Source organism: Ruminococcus sp. RTP21198st1_G1_RTP21198_201120 (assembly GCF_040924265.1).
In the GTDB taxonomy this organism is placed as follows: domain Bacteria; phylum Bacillota; class Clostridia; order Oscillospirales; family Ruminococcaceae; genus Hominimerdicola; species Hominimerdicola aceti.
Map to the genome: position 1 here is coordinate 1 of NZ_JBCOMH010000010.1, position 13868 is coordinate 13868.

The window sequence follows — 13868 nt, forward strand, 5'->3', positions numbered from 1 at the left end:
ATGACAGCTGCCACACTCGCTGTCATAGCTAAAGCCAGTACTCCGGATAGCGTTCGCTTGAGCCGTGACTTTGTTTTTGTTTTAAACATTTCTTTTACGTCCGTTATTTTATTAATGAAACTTGTTAAGTTAAAACAAACCTCTTGTTAATAATTGTATAATATTAACAACCAAAAATCAACAATATTTATAAAAAATATATTTAAATTCTAAATTTCAGAACTTACACTAATTTTAAGTTAATTAAATTAAGAATATTGTAATTTTTAAACAAATGTTCTACATTATTCGATTATTTACGACAATAAGCGACACATTTAATTTAATGTTTTGCATAATCAGTTTTATATATTTTCTAATTATTACAGAGAATTATTGTTTTATTTTCAAAAAAAGACTTCGGAATCAAAATCCCGAAGTCCAAAAGCTGATAGTCGGACTCAAACCGTAAGCGTAAAATAACCCGCGTTTATTTACAGCAGAAAAAGACCTCGCCGAAAAACACAGCGAGGTTAAGAGCGTATTAGTTTTTCCATGGCAAAAAATTGTGTCATTCGGTTTTGAGAACAACCTGGTCAAGTGTTTTTCAGTGGGCAGGTTACTCATCCATTCATCATGTGTACGCTTTGCCTTGCGCTGATGCTACACATTTCTCACGGAGCTTCCGACATGTTCTTTTCCTCCTGTGTCTAATTTGATCCTACACACTCTATAGAGTTGCTTGGACTTTATTATACGCCAAAATTCAATTGTTTGGAAGTCGTGGATTTATTTTACGCTTACTTTGCTTTTAGCCTGGGCCTTTGAGAAACTAAAAAAGTTTATGCATAATATGACAAAACCCTCCTAATGTCTAGAAGGGTTCTATGGAGCTGGAAACGTGACTTGAACACGCGACCTGCTCATTACGAATGAGCTGCTCTACCAACTGAGCTATTCCAGCATATATTAAATTTTTCTGTTAGCTTATTTGATCCGCCGCCGTGTCGCTTTATCAACAACCCACGACCTGCTCATATACGGTCAGAAATATAGTCGCCTTGCTCGGCTGTCGCTGTCGCAATTCTCCTTATTTCTTCCCTTCGCAAGCTCCCTTCATCTGCCTCTGGCAGCGGTCGCTTGCTCAGCAAATGAGCTGCTCTACCAACTGAGCCATATCAGCACATCAGACCTAAGTATTATACACCAAAACCACACATTTGTCAACATCAATTCAAGATTTTTTTCAAAGCTTTGCAAAATCCCTATCAAATAGTCATATCATATGTAGCTTGTGAGTATAATGTATGAAATAAATACGTTTTCTTTCTACATCGTTATTTTGCACAATAAAAAAACGCTGAAATATGCTTAAACGTTTCAAAATATCTTCGCAAACACCGAATATTCCAACTTTTCCGATCAAATGACTATCATATTTTCATATCAAGACAATATTTTAACTATATCATATGTCACAACACACTTTTCAACAATTATTATTCGAAAACGTTTAATGAATAAAGTTCTTTAATGGTTTTTGTAATTTCACATAACATAATTGTACACAAAAGAAATGTTTATATACATTTTTCACATACCACACAGCCTGGTTTCATATACCCCTCAGAAAACGCAGTGCATTTTCGCAGCTTTTTGATTAGCCTGTCAGTTTCTTTGTAACAAATCGATTACAATTATCCAAATGGCATTGTTAAAATGCACAAAAGTAAAGTTGAAAAATTGGCTAAACCTCCATAATTTATTACAGAGGGCATAAAAATGTGAAAAAAGACTTGAAATTATGCCGAGAATATTGTATATTTTTATTAACGGAAACGTTTGAAATAAGTTTTCACGGAAAACATCAAGCGTAAACGTTTAAAATCTACGGAAAGGCGGAAATATCATTGGTTTCCTTAAAAGACATTTCCGTTCGTTGCGGAGTATCCGTCGCAACCGTAAGCAAAGCCCTCAACGGCCATAAGGACGTAAGCGAGGCAACAAGAGAAAGACTTATGAAAGCCGCCAAAGAAATGGGCTACTTCCCAAATTCTCAGGCAAGAGCTTTAAAGACCAACAGGACCTATAATCTCGGGGTCATGTATCTCGACGAAGCAGGAAGCGGTCTTACCCATGAGTTTTTCGCAAAGGTGCTTGACAGCTTTAAGACTACGGCTGAAGCAGCAGGATATGATATAACCTTTATAAATAGAGATGTGGGCAAGCAGAAAATGTCTACATACGAACATTGCAAATACCGCAATGTTGACGGTGTTATCATTGCCTGTACGGATTTTACGTCGCAGGACGTGTACGAGGTGATAAACGGAGATATACCAGTGGTCACGATCGACCACATCTTCGATTGCAGAACAGCGATCATGTCCAATAATGAAAAAGGTATGGAAGAGCTTATCAACTATGTGACGAAGATGGGGCATAGGAAGATCGCTTTTATCCAGGGCAACAGATCGGCAGTAGCCGAAAGACGTCTGGCAGGCTTCTATAAAGCTTGTATGACAAGAGGAATTTCAGTTGATCCCGATTGGATACTTAACGGTGATTATCACAACCCTGATCTGACTTATAAGCTGACAAAAGAACTTCTTAGCAGAGAGAACAAACCGACCTGCGTTTTCATGCCCGATGATTATTCAGCAATGGGAGCTTTCAATGCAGTCAAGGAAATGGGTCTTTCAGTACCGGAGGATATCTCGATAGTGGGCTACGACGGAATAGCTTATTCACAGCTTCTCTCTCCAAAGCTTACGACTTATCTTCAGGACACAGACCTTATCGGTGTAACAGCCGCAAAACAGCTGGTATCACTGATAGAAAACCCACAGACCACCTTTAAAGAGGTGATAACAGTCGACGGAAAGCTGCTGGAAGGCGGTTCGGTAAGCGACATCAATTAATTCAAGGCATTAATTTTCCGCAGAAATGCTGCGGAGCAAATCAAATAAACTAATGCGATTTTAAGGAGGAAAATTATTATGGCAAATCTTAAGAAAGTACTTGCAGGTTCATTGAGCCTCTGTCTGGCAGCTTCAATGTTCACAGCTTGCGGCAGCACAGATTCATCTTCAACATCTGACAAGAATGGCGGCAGCACATCAAAGGCTGGCGACGGCACAGGTATCAACAAGGACGCAGACAGAGTAAACACAGCTGAACTCCACGGTGTAGACTCATCAGAGGATTCAAAGAAGACTCTTACAATTTACTGCTGGAACACAGAGTTCAAGTCAAGACTTGATAAGTACTATCCACAGGGCACATCAAACGAGCTTACATACAACGAGCTTGCTGATGGTTCTAAGGAGATCGCAACAATCAACGGCGTTAAGCTGAACTGGGTACAGGTTGAAAACGAAGGTAACGCTTACCAGACAAAGCTGGACGAGGCTCTTAAGGGTCAGCAGGACAGCACAGAGAAGGTAGATATGTTCCTTATGGAAGCTGACTACGCTCTGAAGTATGCTAACGGCGACGTTGCACTTTCTATTCAGGACCTCGGCATCACAGACGACGATATGTCACAGATGTATCAGTACACAAAGGACGTTGCAACAGATACAAAGACAGGCGAGCTGAAGGGTGTATCATGGCAGGCAACTCCAGGTCTGTTCCTCTACAACACAAAGATCGCTGAGGACGTTCTCGGCACAAGCGATCCAGAGAAGGTTCAGGAAGCTGTTAAGGATTGGGATACATTCACAGCAACAGCTCAGAAGATGGCTGACAAGGGCTACAAGATGGTATCTGGTTTCGATGATACATACAGATGCTTCTCAAACAATATGTCTAGCCCATGGGTAACAGACAACAAGATCACAATTGACCCACAGATCAAGGCTTGGGCTGACCAGACTAAGGAATACACAGACAAGGGCTACAACAACAAGACTTCCCTTTGGGACGATGCTTGGGCTGCTGGCCAGAAGATCGACGGTGGCGTATTCGGCTACTTCTTCTCAACATGGGGCATTCCTTTCACACTTCTTCCAAACACAGTTGACGAAGAGATCAAGGCTGATGGTTCAAACGCTAAGGAAGGCAACGGCGGTTATGGTCTCTGGAAGGCTTGCTCAGGCCCACAGGCTTACTACTGGGGCGGTACATGGATCTGCGGCGCTATCGACTCCGATAACCAGGATATCGTTGCTGATATCATGAAGGTTATGACTTGCAACAAGGACGTAGCTAAGGCTATCACTGAGGGCGAGCAGGACTACACAAACAACAAGGCTGCTATCAAGGAGCTTATCGACGGCGGTTATACAAACGCATTCCTCGGCGGACAGGATCACCTTGCACTTCTTACAGAAGCTGCTGATAAGATCTCCCTCGAGAACAAGCTTTCTGCTTATGACCAGGGCTGCAACGAGAAATTCCAGGGTGCTATGAAGGACTACTTCCTTGGCACAGTTGATTCATATGAGGCTGCTCTTGAGAACTTCAAGAAGAACATCACAGACCTCTATGGTAACCTTACTTGCGATTTCTAATCGTATAAAAAAACAGTATCTAATTAAATATAGGGGGTGGAGGATATCCCCCCCTATTATTTATTAATCTCACGAAAGGAATAGGTATACTTATATGAAGAGAAAAAGCATAAGCTATGCCAAGTGGGGATATATTTTCCTTATCCCATTCTTTGTAGTTTACATCATCTTCTCACTATATCCTCTGTTCCAGACTTTCTATTACAGCTTTACGGACTATGTTAAGGATCAGGGCTCTATCGGCGGTGGTTGGACAAGACAGGCTGTCGAAGTAACACCAACATTCTGCGGTTTCGATAACTATTCAACTATATTCACATCAGGAAGTGACCTTCTCCAGTCTTTCTGGAACACTATCATCATGTGGATCGTAGGATTTATCCCACAGATCGTTATCTCTCTTATCCTTGCAGTATGGTTCACTGACCTTCGTCTTAAGATAAAGGCTCAGGGATTCTTCAAGGCTGTTATCTATCTTCCAAACGTAATCATGGCATCTGCTTTTGCATTTCTGTTCTACAGCTTGTTCAGCAGAGGCGGCGCTATCTATGATCTTATCAAGGTACCGCTCCTTGAAAGCGTTTGGGGATCAAGAGGTGTAGTTGGACTCATCAACTTCATACTTTGGTATGGTAATACAACAATTCTTCTTATGGCTGCTATCATGGGTGTTGATACATCACTCTATGAGTCAGCACAGATCGACGGTGCAACTTCCAGCCAGACATTCTGGAAGATCACAATTCCGCTCATCAAGCCTATCATGTCATATGTTCTTGTAACATCACTCATCGGTGGACTTCAGATGTACGACGTACCTGCCCTCCTCACAAAGGATATGGGTAGCCCTAACGGAAAACTTAAGACCGTCGTAATGATAATCCAGGCAAATAAGCAGGGCGACATCGGTAAGGCGTCTGCACTCTGCGTAATAATCTTTATCGTTTCCGCTATTATCGGACTTGCGCTTATGTTTGCGTCTGCTGACCATGACGGAAAGAAGAAAAAGAAGAAAAGGGGGTAAGCTGAAATGCCAAGAAGTACTGAAATAGTTGGTGAAAAGACAAATAGTACTGGTCTTATCATACATAGGATAATAGCTTATGTTGTCCTTGTTCTTTTGGTCGTTGTTTCACTTTTCCCATTCTATCTTTTGATAATCAACGCAACACGAGGCAGATCACAGGCAGGTATCAGATGGTATCCTGACCACTTCCTCGCAACAAACTTCAAGAACCTTTTCAGCGGTTCAACAGCCGTAGCATACGGAAGCGTATGGCGTTCACTGGCTAACTCACTGTTCATATCAGCTTGTGCTTCATTGCTCAGCGTATACTTCTCAGCACTGACAGCATATGCAACACACGTTTACCAGTTCAAGCTGAGAAAGTTCGCAGATATGTTCATTCTCATCGTAATGATGGTTCCAACACAGGCTTCAGCTATCGGTTTCTACCAGTTCATGAACAAACTTGGCTGGACAGATACTTATATTCCGCTGATCATTCCTGCTGTCGCAGCACCAGCTACATACTACTTCATGAAGCAGTATATGGCGTCTGCACTTCCGCTTGAGATCGTAGAAGCCGCCCGTATCGACGGCTGCGGAGAGTTCAAGACCTTCAACAAGATCGTTACTCCAATCCTCAAGCCTGCATTCGCAGTTCAGATCATCTTTACATTCGTAACAAACTGGAACAACTACTTTATGCCAAGACTTATTCTTACATCAAAGAGTAAGTACACAATCCCTCTGGTACTCAACGCAATGCGTTATGCAGGACCACAGGAGAAGGACGTGGGAATGTTCAGCTTGTACATCGTACTTGCTATCCTCCCTGTAGTAATTGTTTACCTTTGTCTTTCAAAGTTCATCATTCGTGGTGTTGCTCTGGGAAGCGTAAAGGGTTAATACGAAGCTTCAAACAGCGTACAGTTTTTCTGTACGCTGTTTTTTTTTTCTATTCATTCCTTACTTCTCTTGCCTATTCACATAAAAGCTTCGTTTGCATACCTTTGCTATTGACCGTTATCTCCATTCTGCTCACTCTTTTTCCATTTACGCCATATCCATTACAAATTATTTTATCCGTGATATCCTCGCCGCAATACCCCTCATATGTGATATGCTCCACCAAATACTCCCTCTCTGCAAACTCTATCCTATCTTTAAGCCCGACAACTACATTATTGAGCCACTGCTTATCAAGACCATAATACTTCTCCCTCGTGATACCATGTGGTATAGTTTTACCGCTTGAAAAGCTATATCCATACTCCCCGTCCACGTTTTTCATATATATCTTCGACAGCAACGATCTCGTATCAAGCTGTTTGCCGTATTCAATAATACGCTGGGTACCGATATTCACCGAAAGGATACTCAGCGACACATTGACCTGCCTGTCCCCTCTGATATATGCACGCCTGCCGTAAGCCTTGACCGCGTATACGCCGATAGCCTCCCACAGTGTAGACTTCTCTTTGATGTTCACATAGTTCACAGTGTCAGTTCCACTCTCGTATGTTATCTCACTTGAGGGGCTGTAGCTCTTCATAATATCCGTCAAACTCACCTTAGACCATACCCCAGGTTCAGGCTCGTTCTGCCCCAGCATAAGTGTTATCCCACGGCTTATAAGTTCAAGAACAGTTTTTCCGCCTCTCACCCTTGTTCTGATGTAATCCGCAGGACCGTAGTGCATACGCCTGCTGCCTATATAAAGTGCCACACGCCTGATATTGTTAAGATTTATGCTGTTATTCAGAACGACAGACGCTCTAAGTTCACTGTATGGCGTATAGCGGTCTTTCACAAGCCTTGCTGAAACAATGTTTCTATAGTCCAAATTACCGCTGCCAATAATTTCGAACCTAATGTATATCTTCGCCATTATTCCGCCCCCCTAAGCTTTATCATAAGGCTTCCGATCATCCTGTCAGGCTGAAAATCCATTTCTATCTCTGAAAGTATGTATCCGCTGTATAAGACCCCGTCTGCCGTGAAATTGATCGCCTTTCCTCCGTTCTCGCTTAGTGCCGCCCAAGCGTAAGCCTTGTCCGACGGAGCGATCCTGCCGCTGAACTGAAATATCTCCGCCGCCTTGCCTGAGATATTTCGCAAAATACCATTCACAGCCTTTGTTTCCTCCTGAATGTAACCTCCGCTTCGCTTAACTCCGTCCATGTAAAATGACCGTGTGCCTATGTCAAGCTTTATCTTTCCCTTTTTACTCACTTATATCCTCCTCACTGCAAATGCCGATACTAAGCTCTGCCTGCCTTTCGAGCCTGTGAAGGGGCAAAGTTTGAACTGCGCCTCCAAGCTTTGCGCTCTTTACATTCAGAACCTCGCTTTTTGCAAGCTCCGCCATAACGCTTTCACACTTTCCCTGAAGCTCCTCCATGTCATCGTATTTTCCTGCCTTGCCCATGAGCCGCAGGTCGATATGACATATATACTCAGTGTAAAGCTTTTTGCCGCCCTGCCCAATGACTTCATCGACCACATCATAGCCTTTAAGTCCATAGAAGCCAATTGCTTCTCCACTGTGCAATAGACTGTCAGCTGAAGTGTATTCACCCATTGCAGTAAAGCCTGCTCCGTCAAGTATCTTTTTTATCTCTGCCGCCATTTCTGTCCAGACTGTCATGGCTCGTCCTCCTTCCTAATATGGGATAACGGCATTGAATACAAAGCCGTCCTTTGAGAAAAATCTTTCCGCCCTTGAAACTGCGCTGTCACGAAGCTCTCTTGCCGCCTTTATCCTGTTCTCCTCGTCAAAAGCCTCCACCGCCTTGCCCTGTGCCGTAAACATGACCTTGTATTCAGCGGCTTTCAGACAAATAAATCTGTAAAAGACCTCCGCTGCCGCCGCAAATTCGCATATAGCCGTCCCGCCCTCAGCGACCATTCGCTCCTGGTCAACAGCCTTTTCCATTTCGTCAGCACACACCGTTATAAGCCCTGCATACACCTCAGCCGACGTGCTGTCAAGTCCGCTTAGCTCCATGAAATTGCTCTTTACATTGTCTTTGCTTATTGCCATTTTCCTGCTCCTTTCAAAAAAACCCGCCCACCGTCCCTTTTTTTCATTATCCTCTCAGCTTACTTTGTAGTTTTCAGCGTCTTTACAGCACCACTCGTAAGTACAGAGAAACCTGCAAGCACTGAGCAAACGATCTCGTTGCACTGATTAGTAAGAAGCTTATCGTAGTCCACGATAACATCTCCTCCAAGCACCATTTCAACCGCACTGCTCTGGTCGATGCCCACCGCAATACCGCCTGTGAGCTGAGGGCATTTTACAAGCGTTACACCGTATGGCGTCTGAACTGTGCCGCCTGCCATATAGTCGCCAATGCAGTATTTCATCTCGTCCATAGCAAGGATCTTAGCCATAACATCAGGAGTACAGATCATGGTCGTCATGTTAAACTCGCCCATGGAAGCCCAAAAAGCCGCCAGATCAGCGTAAGTAAGCTCACTGCCAATAAGTGTCTGAGCTGTAATACCTCTTGTTATCTCAGTCATGGCAAGACTGTTCACATCTCTGCTTATGGTCGCTCCAAGGTTTCTCAGCACCACGCCGAAAGCCTCAAGCTTCTGCTTCCTTACAGACTCAAAAGAACAGTTAAGACGTCTTGCAAACTTTGTAAGAGTCTTACTGGAGGTGCTAAGTCTGACAGTTGTCATAGGCACATTTCCACCCTCTGCCACAACGTCAGTTGAACCTGACTTTGTAACGTTCAGACCTCTGAAATCCACTCCGTCAGTGTATGAAACAGCCGCCGCTACCTTGCCCATGATAGAAGCCTCGTCCATGCCCTGCTTGACAGTGCGTCTTATGTACTCAGGGAAAAGCACTGCCGACTCAGTGGAAATGAAAAATTTCTCCACCCTGTCAGAATTTGCACCCTTTACCTTGATGTCAAAACGCTTGAGCTGTCTTTCAAAAGCGTCAAGACCTTTAAGCTCGGTGTTCTCATAGTTTGCGTCAGGATCAAGCTCAGCCAGCGCCTGTGTGAATGTCTTGCCTGTGATAGAATAAAGTCCCTTTTCAAGTTTGATATTGTTGTACATATTATTTTCTCCTTTTCGATAATTAAAGTTGTCCGATTTTTTGTACTTGTTTTTTGTGTATCGCATTGTAAACTCAGCCTGCATAAAACCTTTTCAGATAACGGGCGAACACTGTTCGCCCCTACGAATGTTTACGCATTTTCGTCTGTTTGCAGGTGAGCAATATAGTCCCATTAGGCATTTAAGCCCAATATCTCCACATCGTCATCGCCCCCTTTCACATCTGTCCATTACATCTTGTAATCACCCGTGATAAAGCTCTCCCTTTCGGCTTTGTAGACCTCCTCATTCTCAGCCGCCTGCTTTTCAAGCCTGCCACGGAAGTCAATAAGCTCCGTAACTGTCATAAGCTCCGCAAGTTCTTTCACACGCTTTGCACTCATAAAAGGCTTGCAGAAATAGCTGAGCCTTAAAACGTCCTTTTCAAAAGCTTCCCTCGCAAGGGCAAGCTCATAGCTCTTGTCGGTGCTTTCCTGTTTCTCCCTTAAGGCAAAACGCTTCGTTACCCCTGCATTCACCTGTGCAGGCACTGCCACGAACGACCACTCGTAAGCGTCAAGCGGCTCGTCAAGAATGTGATAACACAGCTTACCGCCGTATTCACCGCCCTTTTCATGGTCACAGCCGCCCTTGTACATATCCGCTCCGCATACAGAGCAAAGCTTCTTTTTCATGGTGCAGCTAACGGATACCTCTTTCTTTATTCCGCCCTGGATCTCGCTTATAAGGTCGCCGTTAGAAGCAGTTCGCACCATGTAAGCCTTTGCCATAAGCCTGCGGTAGACCTCTCCGTCTGTCGTAGTTTTCTCAGGCAGAGTTTCCACCCAAGTGTCGAATATTCTGGCAGTCTGCTTTGAGCTTTTAGGGTCATGGTCGAAAATACCCGTTCTGCCCTTAAAAAGCTCCGCAAGCTTCTCCAAAGCGCCTGATGAAAACTTTTCACCATCTCTGTCAATGTCATTGTCACAAAGCGCCACCCTGAAAACAAAGACCTTGTCCTCCGTGAGCGGCTCTCTCGCATAGCCGTTTATCTTTTCAAGCTCCTCGCCTGATACTGTTTCGCTCATTGCATTTCCTCCTTTTTTCTCTCGTTCTCTACCCTTTCGTTTTCAAGCTCCGCCGCCTTAGCCTGCGCATTGTAAAGCCTTGACTTCGCCAACGCTTCCTCGTCCTGAAGATTTATGTTGTCCCACTCTATCTCCACCCCACAAGCATATCCGTTAAGCCTTAAAAACGCCTCGCATATCTCTCTGAGTATAGGTTCAAGCAGTCTGCGGTAATATTCAAGCTCGCTTGTGAGGATATCCGATTGCTGTGCAGACATTCGCTCAGTGGTTGACCAGTTCAGCCCAAGCAAAAACGGTGGTATTGAAAGCTTCGCTACAAGCTGTTCCATAAGCTGTCTGACAGGTATCTCCGTGTCTATCATCTGATTGTCAGCGCCTATGACCTTTATGTCCACATCGCCCACAGCTACAAAATCCTGCACCGAGCCGTTTCGTGAAGCCCTCATGCCTCTGCTCCATTCCTGAGCTATCTGCTCTGCACGCTCCTTGGCTCTCGCCCTGTCGCTCTCCCCCTCAGGGTGATAAGTCACCGCATATCGTACATTTCCTACCCTGTCGAAGTTCTGCCCCATGCACTCGTAAATTCGCATAAGTATCTCGCTCAGCGCAGGCAATCCACGGAGTATAGACACTCCGTCAGGGTGCTTAGGACTAGGATTGAGCGCCGTGTAAAGCAGTTTTTCAGGACTTCTTACCGGTATCTCCTCACCGCTTCCCATGTAAAAAATACGTTTTTCAAAAGCGTTCCTGCCCTCACGCACTCTGTACAAAGTCGGGTCGCCAACATATATCCCCTTGACCTTGCCTGTCCTGTGATCTGCATATATCCTGCCTATCGCCTTGCCATATGTAAGCAGTGAATCCAGATACATATCCGCAAAAGTGTAAATGGACTTTCCCGACACCCCCACGGAAACCTCTCTGCAAAACCTGTCAAGCTCCACCTGCGCCCTCTCGTCGCAAGCCGTAACCTTAAAGCCCCCTGTGAGCCTTATTATCTTGCCGAAACAAGCGTCGATAACAGGAACGTTCGCCCTGAGTGCGTCATAAAGCTCCTGCTGAAAAACCCCCTCAGGCGCAAGCCTGTAATGAAACCCCGACTCTCTGTCAGAGCCTGCCGTGTTCGGCACAAATTCACGGACCTTCTTTCTGAAAATACTCATTTTCTCTCCTTTCTTTATGTACGTTTTTTTGTACTAATGCTCAACTGTCAGTACAAAAAAGTCGTCCTTTTCACGTCCCAGACATTCTGCTGCAAAGTATCTCATATCGTCCATGGCGTGATCGTTCTCTTTCACAGGTGCGTCCTTTCCTGCCTTATCGTCCCAGCGGTAAAGATTTATCTCACGAAGCGTATCACGACACCTGCGGTTTATCCTTATCCTGCCGTCCTTTATGCAGTCCGACACAAGCCTGACACCCGAAACAACGTCGTTCTTTGCAGGCTGAACAGTGAATTTTCCATGCCTGCGTATGCACTGTATGAACGAAGCCGCCGAGGGGTCGCAAATGACCTTTTCGATGCAAAGCCCGTCGGCAAGCTCTTCAAGCCCCTTGTAATGCTCCTCGTCAGTTTTCTGCATACCTTCACGGCGAGAATCATAGTAATACTCCCTGAGTCTGTACCATACTCCGCCACTCTCGCCCCAAAGCCCGAAGCTTGAAGGATTTACAGTGCCGTAATCACAGCTTATTACATACCGCTCGCACTGTATATCCCCCTCAAAGACGTTTTTCTCCTCGTCGAACATAGGGTAAACAAGCCCCTCTGCCGCCGTCCATTTGCCAAGCACAAAACGCTCATAAAACGTCCCCGTATATATCCTGTGATAGCGTTCTATCACCGCCCGGTCAAGGGTCGGATTGTCCTCCAGCACAAAATGTCTGTAGATAAGTCGTTTTTCCTCCGCCTTGTCTATCCACTCTTTCTTGAACCAGTGGTAAGGATTGTCAGGATTGCAGTTGAACCACAGCTTGCTCCCCGCCACCGAACACCTTGCCACAGCCTGCTCTATAAAGCTTCTGGGCATAAGAGCCGCCTCGTCAAGAAGCACCCCCGCAAGGGTCACGCCCTGGATAAGAGAGGGCGAGCCTTCGTCCCTGCCGCCAAAGTAGTAAAACCTGTTTTTCCTGCCGCAGAAGCTCACGTCCATATAGTTCTTTGACGTGACCTCCACAGCCGTCATGCCCATGGCTTTCATATACTCCCTGAGCGCAGGCAGGATATTCCTTTTCAGCGACACGATAGTTTTTGAGCATAGCCCAAAAATGCACTCGTCAAAATTAGTCATCGCCCATGTCATAAAAGACGCCGACAAACAAAAGGTCTTGCCCGATCTGACCGCACCGTCACAGATTATCCCGTCGTAATCACTAAGCTCCCGTGCCGTCCACCATCTGAAAACAAACCTCTGATTTTCCGACAGCCTTGTTATTTTCACAAGCTATCACCGTCCCTGCCGTAAATGCTCTCGATAAGTCGCTTCGACTCACCGCCGCCGTCAAGCTGAGGCGCAAGCTCCCCAAGCTTTTCCAAGGCTTTCTGCCTGTCAAAAAACTTGATCTCCAAAACGTTCTTTCCGCTGATCTTTATCTCACTCACATTGAAAAGATCCATGCCCATGATGTCCCTTGCCGTCATGTTCTCAGCGTCAAAAACAAGCTTTACAGCGTCATTCACCGCCCCGAAAGCTATCCTGTTAAGCCCTCGCTTCACATAAGAAAGGGTGTCGCTGTCAGCCTCCTCCAGCTTTTTAAGCTCCGCCTCCGTTTCTGCCGAGTGCAGAAGCTCAAGCCCCCTGTCCTCAGCCTCCTCCGCCCTTGCACCGGTGTGCAAAGCCGCTTCACGAAGATTTCTCAGATAGAAGAAAAATCTCGCAAATCTTTTCTGTTCGCCTGCCATATCGTTCCTCCTTTTTTAATTTCTGCGAAAGATGTACCACCGTATCTTAACGGCTCTCAAAAAACATCTCTCACTTATCCCGAAAAACGCCCCTTTTGTTGCATAAAAAATGCAACAATTGCAGAAATGTTGTCAAATTAAATCATTTATCATTTGTTTGCATAAATCGTCCTGCCCAAAACTGTGCAAAAGCCACATACTTTCATGAACAGAAAAACTATTGGTAAAAAAGAAATACTTTTATTTTTTAGGACGTTTCGTACCCTTACTGCACCTTATTTCAGACAAATATGTAAGTCATGCGAAACTTTCAATATACCTTA

The 13868-nt window shown here is 44.8% G+C and carries 13 protein-coding genes and 1 tRNA gene; 4 read left to right on the forward strand and 10 right to left on the reverse strand.

Annotated features, from left to right (window positions below; all coding sequences use genetic code 11):
* Window positions 1–867 precede the first annotated feature (867 nt).
* Window positions 868–943: transfer RNA gene (locus AB5627_RS07720), tRNA-Thr, on the reverse strand.
* Between the two features lie 946 nt (window positions 944–1889).
* Between AB5627_RS07720 and AB5627_RS07725 the strand changes: the two genes are divergently transcribed.
* The 4 genes from AB5627_RS07725 to AB5627_RS07740 all read left to right on the forward strand — a co-directional run bounded on the left by AB5627_RS07725 (window position 1890) and on the right by AB5627_RS07740 (window position 6405).
* Complete coding sequence (locus AB5627_RS07725) at window positions 1890–2900, forward strand: LacI family DNA-binding transcriptional regulator (protein WP_022287525.1); 1011 nt, start codon at window positions 1890–1892, stop codon at window positions 2898–2900.
* Window positions 2901–2978: 78 nt separating this feature from the next.
* Window positions 2979–4493 carry a carbohydrate ABC transporter substrate-binding protein gene (locus AB5627_RS07730; protein WP_287209856.1) on the forward strand — a complete coding sequence of 505 codons (1515 nt, stop codon included), beginning with the start codon at window positions 2979–2981 and terminating at the stop codon, window positions 4491–4493.
* Between the two features lie 94 nt (window positions 4494–4587).
* Window positions 4588–5517, forward strand: coding sequence for a carbohydrate ABC transporter permease (locus AB5627_RS07735; RefSeq protein ID WP_041337430.1), 930 nt, complete (start codon window positions 4588–4590; stop codon window positions 5515–5517).
* Window positions 5518–5523: 6 nt separating this feature from the next.
* The gene (locus tag AB5627_RS07740; RefSeq protein ID WP_022287528.1) at window positions 5524–6405 is read left to right on the forward strand and encodes a carbohydrate ABC transporter permease; all 882 of its coding nucleotides are present in this window, start codon (window positions 5524–5526) and stop codon (window positions 6403–6405) included.
* A gap of 73 nt (window positions 6406–6478) precedes the next feature.
* Here the strand turns inward: AB5627_RS07740 and AB5627_RS07745 are convergent, their stop codons facing one another.
* From AB5627_RS07745 to AB5627_RS07785, 9 genes are all read right to left on the reverse strand, one after another.
* Entirely contained in the window at window positions 6479–7387 is a 909-nt protein-coding gene (locus AB5627_RS07745; RefSeq protein ID WP_368369770.1) for a hypothetical protein, read from the reverse strand.
* Entirely contained in the window at window positions 7387–7731 is a 345-nt protein-coding gene (locus AB5627_RS07750) for a hypothetical protein (protein ID WP_041337428.1), read from the reverse strand. The genes AB5627_RS07745 and AB5627_RS07750 overlap by 1 nt, the downstream gene beginning before the upstream one ends.
* A complete protein-coding gene (locus AB5627_RS07755; RefSeq protein ID WP_256322516.1) occupies window positions 7724–8146 on the reverse strand; it encodes a hypothetical protein in 423 nt (140 codons plus the stop codon). The genes AB5627_RS07750 and AB5627_RS07755 overlap by 8 nt, the downstream gene beginning before the upstream one ends.
* A gap of 15 nt (window positions 8147–8161) precedes the next feature.
* Window positions 8162–8542: a hypothetical protein gene (locus AB5627_RS07760; RefSeq protein ID WP_287209850.1), complete on the reverse strand. Its 381-nt coding sequence runs from the start codon at window positions 8540–8542 to the stop codon at window positions 8162–8164.
* A gap of 59 nt (window positions 8543–8601) precedes the next feature.
* Complete coding sequence (locus AB5627_RS07765) at window positions 8602–9576, reverse strand: hypothetical protein (RefSeq protein WP_368369771.1); 975 nt, start codon at window positions 9574–9576, stop codon at window positions 8602–8604.
* Between the two features lie 230 nt (window positions 9577–9806).
* Window positions 9807–10643, reverse strand: coding sequence for a hypothetical protein (locus AB5627_RS07770; protein ID WP_368369772.1), 837 nt, complete (start codon window positions 10641–10643; stop codon window positions 9807–9809).
* Entirely contained in the window at window positions 10640–11806 is a 1167-nt protein-coding gene (locus AB5627_RS07775; protein ID WP_022287535.1) for a phage portal protein, read from the reverse strand. The genes AB5627_RS07770 and AB5627_RS07775 overlap by 4 nt, the downstream gene beginning before the upstream one ends.
* A gap of 33 nt (window positions 11807–11839) precedes the next feature.
* On the reverse strand, window positions 11840–13084 hold the full coding sequence (locus AB5627_RS07780) for a PBSX family phage terminase large subunit (RefSeq protein ID WP_022287536.1): 1245 nt from the start codon (window positions 13082–13084) through the stop codon (window positions 11840–11842).
* Window positions 13081–13545, reverse strand: coding sequence for a terminase small subunit (locus AB5627_RS07785; protein ID WP_022287537.1), 465 nt, complete (start codon window positions 13543–13545; stop codon window positions 13081–13083). The genes AB5627_RS07780 and AB5627_RS07785 overlap by 4 nt, the downstream gene beginning before the upstream one ends.
* Between the last annotated feature and the right edge of the window lie 323 nt (window positions 13546–13868).